We start from the raw sequence: 21,313 nt of genomic DNA, 5'->3' as shown, positions 1-21,313 counted from the left end.
AATTCATATATGACTTTTTGAGAGAAATTATATCACTTCTTGCTATGCTTGATGAAACCATTTAAGGAGTGATTCTATATGAAAAATATTAATTTAAGCAAACCCACAACAATCTTAGAACTATATCAACTTCTTCCAAATATTCCAAAAGAAGCTATTAAACAAACAAATTAAAAATTTTCAATCGTTGCCTGTTATTGCAACTGTCCCTAAACAAGAAATTCTTGGAATATTAGATAAAGACATAAATATACAAAAGCCTTTTCGTTGTTTGAAATATGTTTATGCTATCGACTGTAATTTAAAAGATATACAAACTTTATATAACCGCATAACAAGTTAGGAGATTAAACCATGAATGTCTTTTTAAAAAATAAATATTTTAGAACCTTTTCAATTGCTGAAATTCTTTCAGGAGCTGGAGACTCTTTATTCTATTTAGCATTAATAACCTACGCAAGTAAATTAAATAATTATTCATTAGCTTTATCATTAATTGCCATCTCAGAAGCACTACCCAAAGTTTTCAACTCTATTGCTGGGTATTACGCTGATAAAACCAAAAACAAATTTAAATATATTATTTTATTATCTTTATTTCGTTTTGTCTTATATTCTGTTATAGGTATATTATTCGCAAAGAATATTGCTAGTTGGAATTTAGTTATAATCGCAATTATAGTAAACCTAGTTTCTGATTCAATGGGTGCATATTCTAATGGATTACAAATGCCTCTTATTGTTAACTTAGTTAATAAAGACGAAATAGGAGAAGCAACTGGATTTAACGGTGGAATCTCTGAAATTATAACTATGCTGGCTCAATTTATGGGTGCTGGACTTTTATTAGTAATGTCTTACTCTGGACTAGCTTGGATTAACGCTGTTACTTTTTTATTAGCTGGGATATTATTTTTAACAGTTAAAGTTCAATATACTGGAGCCAATAAGCAGTTACCAGAGCAAGAGATTAACGAGCAAGGCTTTTTTAAAACATTTGCTACTTCATTAAAGCAAATCAAAAAGTCTAAGGGGCTACTAACTATTACCATTATCCTTGCATTACTAAATGGTATTATTGGAACAGTAGAACCAATTCTTTCTATCGTGGTAGCTTCTGCCAGAAACTCCATGATAATATTATCTTATAGCTTTACAATTGCTTTGGTAGGAGCGGCGGTGTCATGTGGGATTATTTTAGGCAGTATTTTGGGACCACAAATATTCAAAAAAGTTTCTATTTTTATAATCACATTATTATCAGCTATAACTAGCGTAGCTACTGTTATTGCTATTTTAACTAAAAATATATTCCTTTCTTTAATCGTTTTGCTTTTTTTAGGAATCTTTATTGGGACTATTTCTCCGAAAATGATGCAGTGGTTAGTCTCTACTGTTGATCAAAATATTTTGGCATCGTCCATGGGAGCTCTGAATACCATCCTTATTATAAGCGCCCCCCTGATGACTGCCATTATTACTACAATCGCTTCTGCTAATATAAATTTAGCTTTATATACTCTATTAGGGGTTAGCTTGGTCATTTTAGGAATAGTAATAAAAGTAGTAGTAGCCAGGCCCAATGAAAAACCTTAAATACTTATCAAGTAACTGATATGGCTTTTTATGTTCTTTGTGTAAATCAGATTTGTCTTTCAGCTTTGGATTCATTTTTAGTTCTCACTTTCTTAAAAAGTATAAAGCAATAACTAAGTTTAACGGCAGTTGCTTTGGCCACCGTGCCAGTAATTACCACTAGTCTTAACCAATCATGCAGCATAAACAACTGACTAAACGCAAAATAAAACTGCAACACGCGCATTTATAATCAAAGCAGGCAGAAATTGTACTCTTACCAGGGACGTAATGGCTTACTCAAAAAAGGTGACGGATACAATGGAGGCACTAATCTTTATCGGATAAAGGGGACTAATGATTTTATTAATAAATATAGTGTCAAAAAAATTAGACAGCCTTTACCTAGGTATACTAACTATACTGATGTATTGTTTGTTAATGATGGATATTTATATAACGCAAAGGGCGAAAAAGTAATAGAGAAAGATAATAGGCCAAACTATCATAAAGGAGGTAGTATTACAGTAACTTCTATGATTGATATTACTGATAAAACTACAGGTAAAGCTGTGCCATTCTATCGGGTGGCCGATCAATATTTAGATATTGGTCAAAAGAGGAGCAATGAATGCTACATAAAAGTTTCTGATACAAAGATCATATTGGGCGGTAATAATTTAAAAGTAAATAACTAATTTAATCTAAGTTAAATAAAAAGCAGTTAAGAGTTATTCTTAACTGCTTTTTTTACTTGCTATTTTAATTACGATACCAGCAACTTTTTTGCCAATTATGATAATGCCTTTTCAAGTTCAAGTATCAACTTGTCCTTAATGCTTAAAGTAGTTTTTATTTTATTCACTAAATGTATAAACTAATTTTTATTGTATAATATTTGTATAGGTTAACTTTTTTATAAAAATAGTGTTTACTAACTGGCGGTATTCTAATGAATAATAATCATAAACTAACTTACATTGTGCTTGTATTAATTATATTACTAGGGGGTTATATCATATTACTAGGGGGTTATATCATATTACTAGGAAGTTATATCCCTTACCTTTTTTATTCAGGATCTTATATTCCTTATGAATTAGATTATCAAATTAATACAATGATTAAAAATCATGATACCAAACAAATGAGAGCAGTATCAAGTGATAAAAGAATCTATTCTTTTTTAGTTCACCTTAATAAGAGAGATTCTTGCAAAAACACTTCCGATTACCAAGGTGGAAGTAAAAATATTGATTGGTATGGTACAGAAATTAAAGGGAAAGCAATCGGGGTTGATATGAAAAAAGAAAATAGCATCTATTGGAAAGTAGACAAACTTTATTTTACAAAAAGGTAATTCATATAAACATCTGCTAAAGCTATAATTAAAACAATGTTTTTAGCTTATCTTATTTAGGATTACTTTTAAATACTGCTTTGGCAAATACCAATACTAACAAAGAAATTTAGCTAAAATTCAATACAGGTTAAGCAATTAAGACAGTCTTAATATTATGTAAAGTGATTCGGAGTATGCCTAATGAAAAATAAAAATAAATCTAAAAAAATTAAATACTTTATATTTATACATATTATTTGTATTATATTAATTGTTGCATTACTAAATAAATTTGATACTGAAATATTGATGCTAATTCATAGTATAAATATCTTTAGCAAGGTTTCAGATAGTATAATAAGTTTTACATATCTTTTTGTAATTATTTTTATTTTTGAAATGGTTTATCAAAAGATTATTAAATATTTTTTTAGAGAATATAAATAAAACAGCTTTAAAACAATTTTGACCACCAAGATTTTTGGTGGTTTTTCGTTTTTGAATTAAAAGTAACGAAAATCTTTTTAAGTTCATCAGCTACAATTGCTGTGATTAATTTAATAGTTTTTGAGTCTCCACTAAGAATCTGCTTATGATATATTTATGCTAACGTATCTAATCGTTATAATAATGAATTTATTTACTTATTTTTATTTCCTTTCACATTTTAGTAATTATTATAAATATAAATCACTAAAATTTTAAAATTAATTAACTGTTATAAAACTAAAAATAATAAATTGAAATCCTTAACATTAAAAACTAAAACACCAATTCTCAACTCCATAAGTTTGAAATCTACCTAAAGCTCGCATAGTACAGTAATCCATACAGCTTTGTCATTAAAAGTTGTTCTTTAATTGTAAGTTTTTGCCATTATTATTGATAGCTCCAATCTTTATATTGCTAAAATCTAGACTTGAATATTTTTATTACTTTGCAAGTATCAACTTGTCCAAGTGCTGCTTCGGCTATCACACTTATTATGCTTACAGTTTCTCTAAATTTATTTAATATCTTAACGTTACAACTACTATTTACTATATTATTATGCCAAATTACTTTTAATGTTCCGACTTTTCTCATAAAGTCATAGTTTGGTACATTTATTACATAATATTTAGCTAAATTTTTCAACAACTACCGTAATTACTTCCATGAAACCAAATTTAATGACCTATAATCGTGTAAAAATAATTAGTTAGTCCGGTTCTTCTTATTTTTCAATAAAAAATTAATAGTGGGTTTTACTCAATAAATTAATCTAACAAAATACGAAAGTCCTAACAAATCCAATAAATATAATAATATTTTAAGTTATAGTTAGTTTTATTTTTTAAAAAATTTGAAACTATAAATTTAGTATAAATATTTGCTCGTAAAGATTTAAAACTGTTAATAAAGCCTTTTCACTAATTTTGCTCTTAAGAAAATTTAATTGCTGATTCTAAAATTTCAATTCTTCTCACTTTTAATTGGACTCAAACTAGAATCTCGCTAGTTTTAAAATTTTTCTTAAAATCTACAAACTTATCATTATTATCATTTATTTTTGAAATACACAAAAAAGATGTTCCCCAGTTTTAATTTAGCAAAACTATAAAGTAACACCTTTCTAAATTTAACGTTCAAGTTTAAGGGTTGACTTCAAATGATCAAATTTGATAATTTTTTGTTATACCAATGAACTTTTCTACATTCTATAAAATCTTGAAATATGTTAATCCAACAACAATTACCATCATTGCAATAATGAGCATCGCTGCATGCTTACCATTAGTCTTTTTCAAAATATAGTAAACTGCTGTTGTCACAAGTAAACTTAATAACCCAGGCATTATTTTATCAAACATTGATTGTAAGCTAATTACATTATTACCAACCTTACTTGAAACGTTTGAGTGGACCGTAATTTTAATTGGCGTACTTATTTTGATTACTGTAGAAATTAATGCACCAACTACCATTAGTCCAACAACATTCGCCATCGTTGAAATTTTTTGAATAACATCGCTTTGCTGATTACTATTTAAAAAATCAATTCCTTTTTTGTAACCAAAAGAAACTGCATAATAACGTGCACCCATGTTAATAATATTATATAAAATAAACATTAAGATAGGGCCAAAAACACTACCACCAAATGCTATTGATGCACCGATACTACCAACAATTGGCAGCCAAGTAAATTTAATTAAACTATCTCCTAAACCAGCTAAAGGTCCCATTAAACCTGTTTTTAATGGATTGATTCCTTCCTTTTCATCTGCTGGCGTAGTTTCTTCCATCGCAGCTGATAAACCTAAAATCACAGCATCGAAATTAACATGCGAATTATAAAAAACAAGGTGTCGCTTCATTGCTTCAGATAGATCTTTTTTATCAGGATATATTTTAGCTAATGCGGGAGCAATTGCTCGCATGAAACCTACACCCTGTAAGGTCTCATAATTAAGCGTAATTCTCATTGTGTTCAATCGCATAAACATGCGCCATAAGTCACGATTATTTAACTTATGTTCTGGCGCAGTTAATTTTTCATCGGTCATAAGTCATAATCCTCCTCATCTTCATCACCAATACTTGTTTGTACAGGTTGACTTGCAACTGCTTGATTTGCTAACTCTCTTGTTGCTCTTTCATACAAGAAAGCAAATACTATAGCAATCAAAGTAATTGGTAAAATGTCTAATTTTAAATAAGAAGATAGAACAAATCCTAAAATAACAAACATCCAAAGTTCTCTTTTTTTCAACATTGTCATCATTAACAAGGCAATACCCACTGATGGTATAATTGATCCTGCTGTACTTAAACCATTGATAATAAACTTTGGTAAATCATTAATTGCTTGCTGAATAGCTCCTGCACCAAACTGTAAAGCTAAAAAGGTAGGAAATGCACGAGTAAAACCATATAAAAGTGCTGGTGGCCAAGTCAACCAATATGTTCCTTTTACATCAGCATTATCAGCTAACTTCTTAGCCCAGCCGTTAAGAGAACAGTTAACAGTTTCAATTAAGACAAGCAATTGTTGTGCCAAAATTGATGTAGGAACAGCTAATGTGATCGCAGTCGCAACCATAGTTGAAATCGACCCATTACTATTTCCCATAATTGCAAGCGATGTACTAATCATTGTCCCAGTAATTAAATCTGGTGCCATATAAGCACCGACATCACCGATTCCCATCCACATGATTTCTAAAGTAGCACCAATAATTAATCCTGCTTGTAAATTGCCCAAAATAATACCAACAATTGGTGCTATCAAAAGCGGTCTACGAAACATTTTAGTGCTAACATCATCAATTCCTAAGAGAAAAGCTAAAGCAGTTAAAATAAAGACTTTCATTTCTCTAAAACCTCTCTTAGTTTCACAGCTCCATCAGTTGGAACCATTTGAATTTCAATATCAACTCCTTGATCCATCATTTTCTCTAATGCACATTTTTCGTCATCTGTTAAAAACACAGCCTTAGTATATTGCTTACGCTTATCATTACCACGAATACCACCAATATTTAGTTTTTCAATCTTATAACCACTATCAACAATTTCTTCCACTGTAAACGGAGATGCGAACAACAGCATTGTTCTTCTAGTTACTGGATTATTAGGAACAATTTTCAAAAATTTTTCTGTAGTAAAAATATGCAATTTAATGTTACGCGGTACGCTCATTTTTAGAACGTTCGATTGAATCTTGTCTTTTGCAACGGCATCATCAACAATGATTACCTGCTCAATTTGCTTAATATTTAACCAGGTTGTTACTACTTGTCCATGAATCAAACGATCATCTATTCTACAAAATTCCACTGCCATCTTCTTGTTCCTCTTCTCTAAATCTTTCTGAAATATTTTGAAAACCCATTTTATATGATTTTTCAAGTGACTCGGCTAGTTCATTTAAATTTCGATTACGATTGGTAAATAAATCTAAAAGCATTGGTAAATTTAAACCACTTAATACCAAAGTGTTTTTCTGTTTTAAGCAAAATGCACCGCTGACATTCGAAGGAGTGCCTCCTAAAATATCACATAAAATGATTATTCCTTTACTAGTATCCAAATCCATTAATAATTTTTCCATTTGGCTTTTTGCTTGTTCTAGATTCATATCTTCTTTAACTGCAAGATATGCACAATTTTGTTGTTTTCCTACAATCATTTCAGCGCTGCGTAGAGCTTCTTTTGCAAAAAAGCCATGACTAGCCAATATAACAGCTACATTAGAGGATTTATCTATCATATTGCGTTCCTTCTTCTAAATAAAAATTTCTTACATTATTAATCTCATCCATTGTTATGCCAAAATGCTTTTGAAAATAATTTTCTGGAGTATCAAACAAGTCGTAAATTTTATCAATTGCCGCTTTAATATAACTTTTTCTTGTATCTATCATCGCCATTAAATAATCAAGGTATGATTTTTCTTGCACAAGTTCTCGATACAAATCATACTTTAGCTGATTTCGATCTTTACGAATTGTTTTGGTAATCATATAATCTTGAATAATATCCTCCTCCTTTATATTCAATAACAGTAGAATCAGCATTGAACCAAAGCCAGTTCGGTCCTTACCCCCTCGACAATGATGAAATAAAGGTAAGTTTTCTTTGCGACACACTGCCTTGATCATTCTGCCGTATGCTTGTTTGGCAACTGGAGATGTAACTAAATCTTGGTAACTTTCAATAACATTTTCGCCACGGTCATTAAGATATTTGTTAGGAACTTCTCCATTTTTTATAGATTGCACCAGTTTTTCGTTTTCTCCTCGCAAATCAACAACGTTAGCTGCAGCTTCGGAAAAACTTGACTGAGGGTCACAATTTAAAATCTGTATAACCGTTGATAAAAACTTATTGGGATGATATTGCCGTTCATGCGGTGAACGATAATCAACAATGGTTTTAAAATGATATTGTGTTAAAATCTCAATATCATTTTTATCCAGTTTAGATAGCTGATCCCCACGGAAAAGAAGCCCCCACTTTAAAAATCTCCCATCCTTTGATTCATATCCTCCCATGTCACGTATATTAATTGCATTATTCAAAGGAAGCACTCGTTCTGTAAATAGATTTGTTGAAAAGTCACCATTTTCAGATTTAATAATAAAGTATTGGGGTAAACCTGTACGTGGTACTTTAATTTGAAAAATACCATTAGAACTAGTTGCCAATTTCGTATTAATTCCCTTTACACTAGTTGTATTGCCTGCCAATAATTCATAAGTACGTTGCTGTTTTGTATGACACAATTCAATAGTTACAATTTCACCATCTCGTTTCATTTTTATATTATGCAAAATATATGGTTGTTTTTTCATTTTTATGGAACCCCTTTCATAATTGATTATATTACAAGAAAATAATTTACGCAATTTTATTTTCAAGAAAATAATTTTCAAAGAAAATAAATAAAATACACAATAAACAAATAATTTATTTGCATAAACTAAAAATTTCAAGAATTTAATTGATAAAATAATCTTAAATATGCACTGCTATTAGTAACTTTAATTTTACCTATATCCTTTAACAATTTGAGCTTTCCAGATTTAGTCTAAATGAAAAATAAAAATAATTAATAATATTAAATCTTGAGGAAAATAATTTTCATTAAGTATAGTAATTCATTATAATTAGTAATATAAAAAGTCAATATGTTTTAACTATCACAAAAGGAATGAATTTATTTTGAACCCACTTGTTGCAATACAAAAAAATTATTTACGCTTTTCTAAAAATGAACGGTCCATTGCTGATTACATTTTACAAAACAGTCCTAAAATTAATAATATGAAAATAACTGAGTTAGCACATAATACTAAAACTTCCTGTGCAACAGTTACTCGTTTTGTTAAAAAAATTGGTTGTACAAGTTATTCCGATATGAAAGTAGATATTAGTCAGCATTTAATTAAGAACATATCTAGACAAGAAAATGATATTTTAAGCGAAGTATTTAGTTTTTACCAAACAGTTATTAAAAATACTCAACAAATGATTGATCAAAATTCAATTAAACAATTTATAAAACTATTAAAAAGTCAAGAACATATTATTTTAATAGGTTCAAGTAATTCTGGTGTTTCAGCAGAAGCTTTTGGCCTTCGGTTGATGCGAATGGGTTTTGACGCTCAGAGCTTTATTGACCCAAATTGGATGAAAATGCGTGCAAGTATCTCAACTGACAAAGATTTATTTTTAGCAATTTCAAATAGTGGTACTACCAAATCTATTGTTGATACTTTAAAAATTGCTAAAAAGCAATCTGCAAAAATAGTATCGATTACGAGCTACCTTGATAATCCTGTTGCTCAAATTAGTGATTTGATTTTTCATGTTTATAATCCCAGATTTACTGATAATGAAAAATTTATTAATTCTCAATTCTCGAATATGTATTTGATTGACATCTTAACATTTTGTTTACAAGAAGAAGACAAATTTAAAGATTCAATGCAGAAAACAAGAATTGCTGTTGGAGATAAATAAAAACAATTACTTTGTATTAATGAGTAATCTAAGCATCAAGAAAAAACCGCAACTTCAGTGAAGTTAACCCCCGGAATTGGACAAAGATTCCAATTCGGGGGTTTTCTTATGTCTAAATATTTACTAAAAACAAAATTAGAAGCAGTAGATTTGTATCAAAGAGGATTTAGTACAAAAGAAATTCAAGAGCAATTACATATCACATCACGTAGATCTATTGATGGTTGGATCAATAATTATCAACAGTATGGTAACAGAGGCCTGGAAAAAAGCTTTTCTAAGACAAGATATAGTGGTCAATTTAAATTAGAAGTCTTAAACTGGAGAAAAGAACATAGTGCCAGCTATCAAATTACTGCCAATCATTTTAATATTAAACAACATTCCACTATTGCGAATTGGCAAAGAAAATTAAATGAAGGCGGTGTTGATGCTTTATTTATTAAGCAAGGACGACCATTAATGCATAAAAAGAAAATTAAAGCAAAGAAGCATAAATATACTTCTCAAGAGTTAACTGAACTTGAACGTCTACGTTTAGAGAATCGTGCATTACATGTAGAAAATGAATATCTAAAAAAACTAGATGCCTTAGTTCAGAAACGCGGACATCGGACGAAGAAAGATCTATAGTTAATGAACTCAGGCAAGAATTTGGCTTTAAATTAAAAGAAATATTACCCTACACCAGTTTGTCTAAAAGTACATTCGAGTACCATCCTCATCCAAAAAAGAAGCTAATCAGTGATAAAGCACTTGTTTCAATTATCAAAATGATAAAGAAGCATCATGCCAGTTATGGATACTGGCCTGTAACTGATACTCTGAGGATGACTTATCACCTAATGGTTAATCATAAACGTATTCAACGCTTAATGCGTGAGAACAATTTAGGAGCTAATAAATATAATCTGAGAGCCGGTAAATATGATTCTTCAAAGGGTCCACAAAATAAGAAAGCTAAGAATCGGTTCCATCAAAAGTTTAAGACTGAGACCATATCAAAAGGTCGTAACTGATATTAGTGAATTTAGATATGGGAACATGACTATCCGTAGTCGTGTATATTTATCGCCATTTAAGGACTTATTCAGCGGTGAAATTATTAGTTATACGATCACCGATCGTCCATTAACAAGATATGTTCTAGAAGGATTAGAGGGAGTGTTTACTGCAAGACCAAAGCTATTAAATTATCGAATGACAATCCATAGTGATCAAGGAATTCAATATCAATCTAATCCATATCGACATGCTTTACGAAAACATAAAGTATTTCAAAGCATGTCACGAAGAGCTACATGTCATGATAATGCAGCTATGGAAAGTTTCTTTCACATTATGAAAGTTGAAATGAATTATTTTACACATCACTTTGATACTAAGAAACAATTGGTTAAGGCGATGAAAGAATGGATAAGTTATTACAATGAAGATAGAATTCGGCACAAACTAAAAGGCTTAACTCCGATTCAATATCGGAATCAAGCCTTAAGTAAAATGATATAAAACTAACGTCCAGTTTTAGGGGGTTAGCTTCAGACCACCAAGATTTTTGGTGGTTTTTTCGTTTTTAAATTAAAAGTAACGAAAATTTTTTTAAGTTCATCAGCTACAATTGCTGTGCTTAATCCAATAGTTTTTAATCAAGTGTAATTCTTAGTCGAATAATTTCTTGATCTCTACTAAAGATCTACTCATGACATATTTATGCTATTTTTATGTTTTCTAACTTAATTCTGAGTAACGAACTAAATGGATATCTTTTTGGTATATTTGATTACGGACTTGTGCATCGCACAAAAAATCTACTTCTTGAGTACGTGGCAAGGTCAAACTAGATTGTTGCAGAATACTTTGATCCAAAAAGCCAGGATGACACACCATCATTGGCACATAATTCGGTGACGAATTGAAAGCAAATTTTACTGTGTTGTTAAATGTTTTATATGGATCATAGTTAGGTTTCATACTGTCCATATAGCTAATGATAGTTGTTTCTTTTTTAAATTTAACCGGATTCAAGTTTAAATCAAATGGTAATAACGGTAGATCATATTTATTGGCAACAATTTCTAATCCTTTTAGCAAATTTTCACTATATACTGCATGAGCTTCAAAGTAATCAGGTTTTTTGCCAACAATTTTTTTAAAAAATTTATATTGTGCTTCAATTTCAATAACGACTTCATCTAGGTTAACTAAATCATGATTGGATTGACGATATACTCTAGAAGGTTTAAAGTATCCGTCCTCTGTTACAAGACTGGGAATCAATTTAGGATCAGTAATAGGTCTACCTGCACAAATTACAGTATGCATCCCAATATCGAAATCAAAATTCTTTAATAAATCTAAACCATGTAGTGTGTCTTTCATATTAACCATTACACCTACATTATTAATTATGCCATTCTTAATACTTTCATAGATACCATAGTTAACACCTTTAGAATAGCCAAGATCATCGGCTCTAATTATCAGATTATGCATCATTCTTTCTCCTTTTATTTTTCTTTGGTTCAACACCAATAGCATAGGTTACAATTGCCGCAACTAACAATGCAATTACACCACTAATCACACCATTAATAAAATTAGTAGCAGAGCCACCAACATAACATGTTAGCGCCATAAAGTTAGCTACAGGAACAACTACATACCCTGACACGTGCATAATTGCTGCATAAATACCACCTGCAAAACCACCAATCATCATGCCAATGAACGGTCTGCGATATTTAATTCCTAAACCATATAACCCCGGCTCTGTAACTCCACCAATGATATTTGCAATAAAATAACTGAATGCCTGAGACTTTTCTTTCTTATCTTTTAAGCGTAAAGTAGCTCCTAAACTCATACCAGCAACTGCAAAACTTGCAGCAAGTGAACCTAAGATAATAAAGTTATCGTGTCCAGTTTGGGCAATAATTGTAATCATTGCACTGATCATTACTAAGTGCATCCCCGTCATTACTAATACTTCCCAAAACGCGCCAATTAATCCAACCCCAATAATAGCAGCTAATCCACCAAGCTGACCAAATGAAATTATTCCTTTAGAAACATATTCACCTAAGAATCCACCTAAAGGTCCCAATATACATAAAGAAAGTGGCAACATAATCGCTATCGTCAAAGTAGGTGCAAAAATTGTCCGTAGAGAAGCAGTTATATGCCTATTAAAAAAGCGTTCAATATATGACATAATCCAAACTGATAGCAAAATTGGCACAACTGTACTACCATAATCAGTTAAATGCATAGGTAAGCCGTAAACAGTAAATGGTTTACCTGCAGCAACTATTTTTACCAATCCCGGATCAAGCATGATTGCACCTAGAAAAATTCCCAAAATTGGTGAAGTATTAAATTGCTTTGCCGCTGTATAACCAATAGCTACAGGAAAGAAATAAAAACCTGCGTCACCAACAAAAGTAAATAGTTGATACAAGTCGCTGTGCACCGAAATCACATTTAGCATTGTCGGGCCTAAGACAGCTACAAGCATTTTAAACATTGATGCTGCAATCAACATTGGAATTAGCGGCGTTAAACTACCTGAAATCTTATTTAGAACAGTATTACCAACAGATTTCAAAGTCATCTTTTCATGCATTTTATTTGTTTGCTCAACGTTTTCGTTAATAGGTGCTGCTTCAGTCAAATTGCCAGTAGCTACAACTGCATCATAAACTTCATTAACTGTCTGACCTACAATAATCTGATACTGCCCACCTGAACGTGCTACACCAAGTACACCAACAATGTTTTTAATTTTAGTATCTTTGGGAATACTCATATCTTTTAGGTTAAAGCGTAATCTAGTCATACAATGAGTTACACTGACTACATTAGTTTTTCCTCCAACTTTTTGCACAATTTGTTGCGCCATATCTTGGTAATTTTTACTCATTTTTTTCTCCTTCATTCTGACTTGTCTGTGAAATCATTCTCTGAACATAAATCATTAAATAAAAGACCTCATCATCGGTACTAACTGTATTTAATTGCTTATCAATTTGATTAACAATATCTATCGTACATTGGCAAACTTTGGGATAATTTTGCTTAAAACTAGTTCTAATTAGTTTGCTTGATCCATCATTAATTTGTTCATTGCTTTCAAGCCGCTTCAAATAATATCTTAAATGTGTCACAAACCTGTTATAAATAAAGTCATTGCAATCAATTTTTAAATCAAATTGTTTTTCAACTTCTTTAATTGCTAATTCAGCAATGGAATTGAAGCTTGATTCGCTTAACTGTAATGTAGTCACTACTTGTGAATTAATAAAGTGCATAGCAATTGCAATTTTTTCTTCTAGCGGTAACTGAATATCTAACTTGTTTTTGATTAACTTTAAAGCTAGTTCCCCTATTTGATATTCCTTAGGGTAAAATGAACGAATGTCGTAAGAAAAAGGGTAGTTAACTTTAATATTATTTTTTGAACGCTTAATAGCAAAATTGATATGATCAGCTAAACTAAAAAGAATATTTTGATTCAGATCATGTTTAAGTACAGCTTGAGCTTTTTGAATAATTTCCGCACTTACATCTAAAATATTTTCAGGAATTTCTTTCATCAACTTGAAATTGTATGTATCAATACGATAAAAAGTCATTCTTATTTTGCTCAGGTCGGTTAATTCATATGGAATTTTTGGAAAACCTATTCCTCTACCAAATGCTACCAATTCATCATGATTTTGATCTAAGCAAATTGCCACGTTATTATTAATTTTTTTAATAACTTGCATTAGCTTCCCCTAAATTACATAAATGTTATTGCCTAATTACTTCATCTTGTTCAGTTATTTGGTCACCAAATTCTTTAACAAAATCCCAATTTTGATGATTAGAATCTAGCTTAGTTAAAATAACCATCGTTGTTAAATCTGCTTTTTCTTTAGCTAAAATATCACGATCTAACCTAATAAGTGCTTGCCCCTGCTTAACTTTGTCACCTTGTCTAACCTTAGCCGTAAACCCTTGCCCTTTTAAATTGACCGTATCAATTCCAATATGAAGCAATATTTCATCACCATCAGCAGTAACTAATCCAACTGCATGCTTACTTTCAGGTAAGGAGACAACTTTTGCCTCTATCGGAGCATGAATAATTTCCTCATCTTTATTCAATTTAACTGCGAAACCATCACCCATTAGTTTTTGTGAAAAAACAGGATCAGGCACATCGCAAAGGTTAATTAAGGTCCCCGAAACCGGTGCTGTTATTTTAAATTCTCGCTTTTTTTTCTTTAAAAATTTAAACAAAATTTTCCTCCAAAACAAAAAACTCTTTAAAACACTACTAATTAGGAAGCACACGAAGTACTTCATCTAATGGTAATGCCTCAAAGAGTAACAATCCATTTTTAATATTTTATATATATAATTATACCTAAAATATTATTTTATGCAAGCGCTATTATTAAAATAACCAATCTATATCAAAGATTATTTTCCAACTTCAGCTCTTGACTTATATACACCTTCAGCCGTATTAATTACCAATTCTTCTCCATCTTTAATAAAATCAGGAACTTGCACAACTAGACCAGTTTCCATAGTTGCTGGTTTACCTGTACCAGTGACTGTGGCACCCTTAATTCCAGGTTCTGTATGCACTACCTTCATTACTACTGTTGCTGGAAGTTCGACCCCTAGAAGGTTACTATCGTTAGCAAATTCAAGTTGCACTTGAATATTAGGAATTAAGTAAAGCTTGTCGTCACCCAATTTTTCACTAGTAACTTCATACTGTTCGTAAGTTTCTGAATCCATAAAGGTATAAGTATCCCCTTCATTATACAAAAACTGGGCATTTTTTTTAGTAATATCAATTAGTTCAACCTTTTCCGTCGGTCGCATTGTTTTATGAACTACTGCTCCACTTTCAATATTACGCAAATCCATTTGCATAACGGTATTTCCTTTACCTGGTTTGTGATGGTTAGCTTTTAAGACCCGTATCAACTTACTATCCTGATTAAAAACCATACCCTTTTTCAAATTAATTGCCTGTACCAATTTTTTACTCCTTAAATGCTTAATTAGAAATGACTAAAAATAACTAAGTCCTCGCTGGAGGCAATATAAGTTTTTTAATCAATCATAAATAAATCTTATTCATCTAATTAATTATAGCAAACTTGTCCTTCTCGCTACAAAAATAGTTAAATTATGGCAGACATTAACTACTTTACTTTTTACTATTTTTACTTCTTTAATATAATCAATTTTGCTTACTACCAATTTTTTGCTCAACAGCTTTTTGATAAATTGTTTTAGCCGTCATTAAATCTTGCGCAGCTATTCCTACTGTTTCAAAGAAAATTACTTCTTGATCATTTTCACGTCCTACAAGTTCGCCACTAATTACACGACCGATTTCGCCAGTAAGCTTGGCTTGCGAAATTAACCCCTTATTTAAAGGAATAATCAAGTCACCAGATTCAGCTAAAACTGCCGCTTGCGAATCAAAATAAATTTTATCAGCCCTAGTTACTAACTCCGCTGGAGTTTCCTCCATCTGTGGCTGATAAGAACCTACACCGCAAATAGTTGCGCCTGCTTTAATATAGCTAGCATCATAAACCGGTGTAGTTGAAGGCGTCACTGAAATAATAACATCAGCATCTTTAATTGCAGTATTAGCTGATTCAACCGCCATAATTTTAGTCTGATATTTAGCAAATTTTTGCTGCATTTCTTGTGCAAATCTTGTTGCTCTTGCAAAATCTAAATCACTAACTTGAACTAACGCTGGCTTGCACATAAGCAACATTGCTTCTAACTGCGTAGCAGCTTGACCACCCGTCCCAATTAAGGCTCCCTTATGGCAATCTTTTTTAGCAAGGTATTTTAGAGCCACACCAGATGCAGCGCCCGTTCGTAATTGTGTCACATAATTACCATCCAAAATTGCATTAATTTCACCAGTTTGAGTATCAATATTTAATACTTGGGCATTTATCGATGATCTACCCTTATTAATATTTTCGGGAAACATGTTCAGAACTTTTACACAAGCAGCATTATATGCTTCACAAAAAGCTGGCATACATAAAAAACTATCTTTACCGTTGCTTTTAACAATTTGGGTTCTTAGGGGAACATCAACCTTGCCTGCAGAAAAATATTCAAAGGCATCCTGTACTGCACTGATACAATCTTTTATTGAATAACACATTTCAATATCATTTTTTGTCAAAATTAACATTATATTCTCCTTGATAATTAAACTTTATAAGCTAGATTTGTTTAAGATAAATTTGATCAATAATGTGACCAGCAGTTTTATGTAAAATCAAGCCTGCACGCTGTTTAGTCGGAGCTATATATTCGCGCAAATTAACCAAATTGACCATCTGCCATGTATCTTGTGCCAGTTGCAAAGCATCTTGCCGTGGACCGTTGGCCATTTTGTAATAAAAATTATCTGGATTATTTTTATTGAGTTCTAACACCCGAATAAACCTCTGCATAAACCATTTTTCAATTAATTCTTCTTGTGCATCAACATAAATCGAAAAGTCGAAAAAATCACTGGTTACAATTTGACCATTAGTTGGTAATTGCAAAGTATTAATACCTTCAATAATCAGAATATTAGGTCGTTTTACATGACCATACTTACCTGGAACAATATCACTTAACTCTTGCGAATACAATGGGTAAGCTATTTCCTTTTTTCCACCTAATACATCTTGCAGAAAATCACTAAGTAGGTTCATATCATAGCTTTCGGGAAAACCCTTGCGTTCAAACAAATTACGTCTTTTTAATTCGCGATTAGAGTAAATAAAGCCATCTGTCGTCATTAAGTGCACCTTTAAACTAGGATACGTTCGGCTTAAGAGTATCTGTAAAAGGCGAGCTATAGTGGATTTACCAACCGCAACTGATCCAGAAATACCAATAATAAACGGTGCAGTATCCACCTTTTGCAATAAAAATTCACGTTGCTTTTGCTGTAAGGAACATTTTTCTTGATACATTAAATAAAGATATGAAACTAATGTACTATAAATTTCTTGAACATCAGTTAAATTGATAACGTCACCTAAGGATTTGATTTTTGTAAGTTCTTCCGGTGTGACTTGGACTTTGCTTTCAGGGGATAATGCCGCCCATTCGTCCCGCTTAAAACGTAAATAATTTTTCATTAATATGCTTCCCTAAATTTATTTTATTCTATTATAAAACAAAAATAGCCCCCCATTTTAAAAGGCTAAAACATTAACTAAAACTGAATAGTCTTATAGAATAGTTTCTTTCCAAAATAAAAACTCGTATCGATATACGAGTTTTTATTTATAAATTGTAATACATCATAATATGTTTTACACCAGCTTCATCAAATACATCACCTTGTGCCTGATAGCCCAAAGAATCATAAAAAGGCTTAGCCTGCAGCTGGGCATGACAATATAATTGGCTTATCCCCTTTTGTCTTAAGTATTTATGTACTTGCGCCATCATTTCTGCACCAAGATGTTGCCCACGTAAATTACTATCAACAGCAACTCGACCTAGCATCCACTTATTATTTTCTACAAAAATACGACAAACCGCTAATGCCCTAGTTTGTTTTTGATTCAAAAGAAAAACATGAATTGCCTCTAGGTCCTGATCGTCAAGCTCGGGATCAATAATTTTTTGTTCACAAACAAATGTATCTGCGCGTAAGCGTTCAATACAGAACATTTCACGTCCAGACATATCAGCAATTTTTTTAAATGAAAAATCTTTCCTATCTATCATTTATGCTACCTACTTTTCAATATAAGTATGTTGATCAACATCGAGCAAGGGACTTTTTTCACCCGTATAAATAATATCAAGCTTATACATTGCCCGTGACGTTATTGTATAAACTAGTTGTGTTTCATCAAGCTTATGATAATTATCCTTTGAAGCATCCCACATAATTACGGCATCAAATTCTAAGCCTTTGGCCAGATAGGATGGAATGACTAACGTAGCATCAACTAACCGCTGATTGGCTGTAGCAATCAAAACTGCTTTAGTTCCATTGGCTTTTAATTTTTGAGCAACAACTTGCGCACTAGCTAAATCTTTCGTAATAATTGCCGTAGTCAGTTTATCTATGTTATTTTGCTTAAGAATTTCGGTTAAGACATGGATAGCTTCACTATCTGACCTTTGCCACAGAGTAGGTTTTGGTCCTTGTCGATTAAACGATTCAATTTTCTCACCTTGACGCAAAACTTGCTTAGTAAAGTCCGTTAATTGTTTGGTTGATCGATATGACTTAGTCAACTGCACCACAGTGGTTTTTTTAGGATCAAATAAATTACTAATTTGTTTCAGCAAAGTGCTACTCTCATCTTTAGTAAAAATAGCCTGATTCAGATCACCCAACATGGTAAATTTGGCCCGTGGGAAGTTATATTTCAAATAACATAATTGGAAGGGAGTATAGTCTTGAATCTCATCAATAAAAGCATAGCGCATTTCATAGTCAACATGTCGTCCCGTTAACAAATCATATAAGTAAAGATATGCTGAAACATCATTCATATGGATATAATGCTTAGTAAAACTTTCTTTTACACTTATAATATGCTTAGACCAATCGGCTAAACTAATTCCCCACTTGGATAAATCAGTCATTTTAGGTACCGCCCGTAAGAAATTGAGATATTGTAAACGCATGTTAATAAAATTATTGCGCTTAATCTGCTGAAACACCTTATTTAAGGACTTAATTACAATTTTTCGGCTTAAGAATTTTTCTTCTTTTTCTTCTGATTCAAATTCTTGATCTGGATGATCGTATAATTGCATTAATTGTTCACGACTTAAATTTTGAATTTCTTCGGCCACCCAATTTTTCTTAGCTTCAGTATTAATCTTTCGATTAAGAAGCTTAATTAATTCTTCACGTGTTGCGTCAATTCGATTACTTAAATTATAATTTTCGTTGAATGAATAATAAATTTCGCCGATTTTTTCTTTATCAAAAAAAGGACGCTTTTGATTACGAAAATAGATATTTTTAAAAACGACCCCATGTTGATTAAGATATTTAGCATAATGAGTCATCAGCTTAAAAAAGTGCGCCGAATCTTTCAAACGACTAATTGCCGAATCAGCAACCTGATCTTCAAACTGGTCAAATAAATTCTCTACCTCCATGCCTGGTAAGCGTCTAGCCACAAATTGCCAATAGGTCATTTGAACCATATTTTGTTCACCCATTTCGGGTAATACATTTTTAATATAGTCATTGAACAACTGATTAGGGCTAAACATAATGACATCGCTACTTTTCAAATTACCACGATAACGATATAGCAAATAGGCAATTCTTTGTAAAATAGCTGATGTTTTACCTGAACCAGCTGCTCCTTGAACAAAAAGTAAATCCGCGCTAGTATTTCTGATAATTTTGTTTTGTTCGCGCTGAATTGTTGTAACAATTGATTTCATTTGCGTACTAGATTTTTCCCCTAGTACCTCTAAAAGCATCTGATCACCAATTGATTCATCGGTATCAAACATGTTGATAATCTTACCGTCTTCAATCATAAACTGGCGTTTTTTACTCATTTCAACTGTAATTTCACCTTCAGGTGACATGTAAGAAACCTGCCCCAACTTACCATCATAATAAATTGAAGAAATTGGTGCACGCCAGTCATAAATCAAAAAATGGTTGTCCTTATCTGCAAATGAACTCAACCCAATATAAATAGTCTCTAATTGTTGGCCATTTTCTTTAAAATCTACGCGCGCAAAATAAGGTCGCTTCTCTAGCTTTTGCACAATTCCCAACTGTTTAGCCGCATGTTGCCAAGCGTTTTCACGTTCATCAAGCAATTGCTGCTGCTGATGAATAGACAAGGCTGTTTCCATTGACGTAGAATAACCATCATAATCTAATTTTACATCATCATAAAAGTGAGAATTAAGTTCCTTAGCTTCTCCCGCAGCAGATTTTATTGATGAAGACAACTCAGACTTTTTGGCTCTAATCATTTTTAAAATTTGTTTGAGATGATTTTGTTCAAACTCTTTATCATCCATCGCATTTGTCATAAGGTCACCTATTTTCTCAAAACTTGCATATTATTTTAACATGAAATCGGATTAATATATAATTCTTTAGTTTATTTGTAAAAAATATGAAAAATCATGAAAGTTAATCTAATTATGTTTATAATTTGATTAATAGCATTGGCATTTTTTATTTAAAGTAAATTGGAGTTGAGTAATATGAAAAGTTTTAACTATTTTCTAGTCAAATTAACTTGTGCGCTCATGACTGTGATAATTTTGAGCAATTTTATTTTTGATGAAAGTTTATCAATTATTAAATGCAATAGCCAGGTTGTTTATGCGCGAAAGTCAAAGCAGACTAGTAAAAATAGTAAAACTAAAGCCGTTATCGGCAATCACTGGCGTTGGCAAAAGCCTAGAGCCAAAGTTTACATCGATTTAAATGATAATCCAGACATGATTTCTGCCACTAATGATGCAATTAGTGCATGGAATAGAACTAGAGTCTTTACATTCAGTAAAACTAAAAATAAGAAAAAGGCCGACATTACAATTAGTCAGGTATATCATCCCTACACTAACTATGCCGGTTTTACCACCTTTCAATATTATCTTAAAACTGGCTTTCTATATGAAGCAGCTGTTAACTTAAATATCTATTATTTACAAAACTTTTCTAATTACTATTATAATTATGATCGGATTGTCAATACAGTTGAGCACGAATTAGGTCATGCAATTGGTCTTAAACATAACAATATAAAAAAATCAGTGATGTATCCTACCCAGTCACTTTATCCCATCGAGCCAATTGATATTGCCAATGCCAAGAAACTCTATCATAAATAA

The 21,313-nt window shown here is 31.6% G+C and carries 22 protein-coding genes; 8 read left to right on the top strand and 14 right to left on the bottom strand.

Annotated elements, in window-relative coordinates; translation table 11 throughout:
- Window positions 1–354: 354 nt before the first annotated feature.
- The 3 genes from F5ESL0230_RS00920 to F5ESL0230_RS00905 all read left to right on the top strand — a co-directional run bounded on the left by F5ESL0230_RS00920 (window position 355) and on the right by F5ESL0230_RS00905 (window position 2,935).
- The gene (locus F5ESL0230_RS00920) at window positions 355–1,596 is read left to right on the top strand and encodes an MFS transporter (protein WP_122021219.1); all 1,242 of its coding nucleotides are present in this window, start codon (window positions 355–357) and stop codon (window positions 1,594–1,596) included.
- Window positions 1,597–1,844: 248 nt separating this feature from the next.
- Entirely contained in the window at window positions 1,845–2,273 is a 429-nt protein-coding gene (locus F5ESL0230_RS00910) for a hypothetical protein (protein WP_122021217.1), read from the top strand.
- Between the two features lie 254 nt (window positions 2,274–2,527).
- Window positions 2,528–2,935: a hypothetical protein gene (locus F5ESL0230_RS00905; protein ID WP_122021216.1), complete on the top strand. Its 408-nt coding sequence runs from the start codon at window positions 2,528–2,530 to the stop codon at window positions 2,933–2,935.
- A gap of 1,682 nt (window positions 2,936–4,617) precedes the next feature.
- Here F5ESL0230_RS00905 and F5ESL0230_RS00890 read toward each other — a convergent pair.
- Genes F5ESL0230_RS00890 through F5ESL0230_RS00870 form a run of 5 tightly spaced genes read right to left on the bottom strand, consistent with a single transcriptional unit; the run spans window position 4,618 to window position 8,256 of the window.
- The gene (locus tag F5ESL0230_RS00890; RefSeq protein WP_122021213.1) at window positions 4,618–5,466 is read right to left on the bottom strand and encodes a PTS system mannose/fructose/sorbose family transporter subunit IID; all 849 of its coding nucleotides are present in this window, start codon (window positions 5,464–5,466) and stop codon (window positions 4,618–4,620) included.
- Window positions 5,463–6,272, bottom strand: a complete 810-nt coding sequence (locus F5ESL0230_RS00885; protein ID WP_122021212.1) for a PTS sugar transporter subunit IIC — start codon at window positions 6,270–6,272, stop codon at window positions 5,463–5,465. The genes F5ESL0230_RS00890 and F5ESL0230_RS00885 overlap by 4 nt, the downstream gene beginning before the upstream one ends.
- Window positions 6,269–6,745 carry a PTS sugar transporter subunit IIB gene (locus F5ESL0230_RS00880; RefSeq protein WP_122021211.1) on the bottom strand — a complete coding sequence of 159 codons (477 nt, stop codon included), beginning with the start codon at window positions 6,743–6,745 and terminating at the stop codon, window positions 6,269–6,271. The genes F5ESL0230_RS00885 and F5ESL0230_RS00880 overlap by 4 nt, the downstream gene beginning before the upstream one ends.
- On the bottom strand, window positions 6,726–7,172 hold the full coding sequence (locus F5ESL0230_RS00875) for a PTS sugar transporter subunit IIA (protein WP_122021210.1): 447 nt from the start codon (window positions 7,170–7,172) through the stop codon (window positions 6,726–6,728). The genes F5ESL0230_RS00880 and F5ESL0230_RS00875 overlap by 20 nt, the downstream gene beginning before the upstream one ends.
- Window positions 7,162–8,256, bottom strand: a complete 1,095-nt coding sequence (locus tag F5ESL0230_RS00870) for a tyrosine-protein phosphatase (RefSeq protein WP_122021209.1) — start codon at window positions 8,254–8,256, stop codon at window positions 7,162–7,164. The genes F5ESL0230_RS00875 and F5ESL0230_RS00870 overlap by 11 nt, the downstream gene beginning before the upstream one ends.
- 370 nt (window positions 8,257–8,626) lie before the next feature.
- Between F5ESL0230_RS00870 and F5ESL0230_RS00865 the strand changes: the two genes are divergently transcribed.
- The 4 genes from F5ESL0230_RS00865 (at window position 8,627) to F5ESL0230_RS00850 (ending at window position 10,936) form a co-directional block, all read left to right on the top strand.
- Window positions 8,627–9,427 carry a MurR/RpiR family transcriptional regulator gene (locus F5ESL0230_RS00865; RefSeq protein WP_122021208.1) on the top strand — a complete coding sequence of 267 codons (801 nt, stop codon included), beginning with the start codon at window positions 8,627–8,629 and terminating at the stop codon, window positions 9,425–9,427.
- 108 nt (window positions 9,428–9,535) lie between these two features.
- Window positions 9,536–10,060, top strand: a complete 525-nt coding sequence (locus F5ESL0230_RS00860; RefSeq protein ID WP_122021207.1) for a helix-turn-helix domain-containing protein — start codon at window positions 9,536–9,538, stop codon at window positions 10,058–10,060.
- Window positions 10,061–10,119: 59 nt separating this feature from the next.
- Window positions 10,120–10,446 carry an IS3 family transposase gene (locus F5ESL0230_RS00855; RefSeq protein ID WP_122021206.1) on the top strand — a complete coding sequence of 109 codons (327 nt, stop codon included), beginning with the start codon at window positions 10,120–10,122 and terminating at the stop codon, window positions 10,444–10,446.
- A 25-nt stretch (window positions 10,447–10,471) separates the two neighbouring features.
- Window positions 10,472–10,936: an IS3 family transposase gene (locus F5ESL0230_RS00850; RefSeq protein ID WP_233551629.1), complete on the top strand. Its 465-nt coding sequence runs from the start codon at window positions 10,472–10,474 to the stop codon at window positions 10,934–10,936.
- A 219-nt stretch (window positions 10,937–11,155) separates the two neighbouring features.
- On the opposite strand, the gene F5ESL0230_RS00845 is transcribed toward F5ESL0230_RS00850, so the two are convergent.
- The 9 genes from F5ESL0230_RS00845 to helD form a co-directional block, all read right to left on the bottom strand.
- Window positions 11,156–11,923: a ChbG/HpnK family deacetylase gene (locus F5ESL0230_RS00845; RefSeq protein ID WP_122021204.1), complete on the bottom strand. Its 768-nt coding sequence runs from the start codon at window positions 11,921–11,923 to the stop codon at window positions 11,156–11,158.
- Entirely contained in the window at window positions 11,913–13,346 is a 1,434-nt protein-coding gene (locus F5ESL0230_RS00840) for a PTS transporter subunit EIIC (RefSeq protein WP_369931531.1), read from the bottom strand. Before F5ESL0230_RS00840 ends, F5ESL0230_RS00845 begins: the two co-directional genes overlap by 11 nt.
- Window positions 13,339–14,193: a PRD domain-containing protein gene (locus F5ESL0230_RS00835; protein WP_122021202.1), complete on the bottom strand. Its 855-nt coding sequence runs from the start codon at window positions 14,191–14,193 to the stop codon at window positions 13,339–13,341. The genes F5ESL0230_RS00840 and F5ESL0230_RS00835 overlap by 8 nt, the downstream gene beginning before the upstream one ends.
- A 25-nt stretch (window positions 14,194–14,218) precedes the next feature.
- Window positions 14,219–14,710, bottom strand: a complete 492-nt coding sequence (locus tag F5ESL0230_RS00830; RefSeq protein WP_158593042.1) for a PTS glucose transporter subunit IIA — start codon at window positions 14,708–14,710, stop codon at window positions 14,219–14,221.
- 183 nt (window positions 14,711–14,893) lie between these two features.
- A complete protein-coding gene (efp, locus tag F5ESL0230_RS00825; RefSeq protein WP_122021200.1) occupies window positions 14,894–15,466 on the bottom strand; it encodes an elongation factor P in 573 nt (190 codons plus the stop codon).
- A gap of 205 nt (window positions 15,467–15,671) precedes the next feature.
- Entirely contained in the window at window positions 15,672–16,658 is a 987-nt protein-coding gene (locus tag F5ESL0230_RS00820) for an ornithine cyclodeaminase family protein (RefSeq protein WP_122021199.1), read from the bottom strand.
- Between the two features lie 31 nt (window positions 16,659–16,689).
- Window positions 16,690–17,604, bottom strand: a complete 915-nt coding sequence (gene coaA / locus F5ESL0230_RS00815; RefSeq protein ID WP_122021198.1) for a type I pantothenate kinase — start codon at window positions 17,602–17,604, stop codon at window positions 16,690–16,692.
- A gap of 148 nt (window positions 17,605–17,752) precedes the next feature.
- Window positions 17,753–18,202, bottom strand: a complete 450-nt coding sequence (locus tag F5ESL0230_RS00810; protein ID WP_122021197.1) for a GNAT family N-acetyltransferase — start codon at window positions 18,200–18,202, stop codon at window positions 17,753–17,755.
- 9 nt (window positions 18,203–18,211) lie between these two features.
- Window positions 18,212–20,503, bottom strand: coding sequence for an RNA polymerase recycling motor HelD (helD, locus tag F5ESL0230_RS00805; RefSeq protein WP_122021196.1), 2,292 nt, complete (start codon window positions 20,501–20,503; stop codon window positions 18,212–18,214).
- A 177-nt stretch (window positions 20,504–20,680) separates the two neighbouring features.
- Here helD and F5ESL0230_RS00800 point away from each other — a divergent pair, with 177 nt between their 5' ends.
- Window positions 20,681–21,313, top strand: a complete 633-nt coding sequence (locus tag F5ESL0230_RS00800; RefSeq protein WP_122021195.1) for a M57 family metalloprotease — start codon at window positions 20,681–20,683, stop codon at window positions 21,311–21,313.

It is taken from the genome of Lactobacillus sp. ESL0230, assembly GCF_003692805.1.
GTDB lineage: Bacteria > Bacillota > Bacilli > Lactobacillales > Lactobacillaceae > Lactobacillus > Lactobacillus bombicola.
Note: the sequence above shows the minus strand (reverse complement) of the source record. Positions and strands in the feature narration are given on the sequence as shown.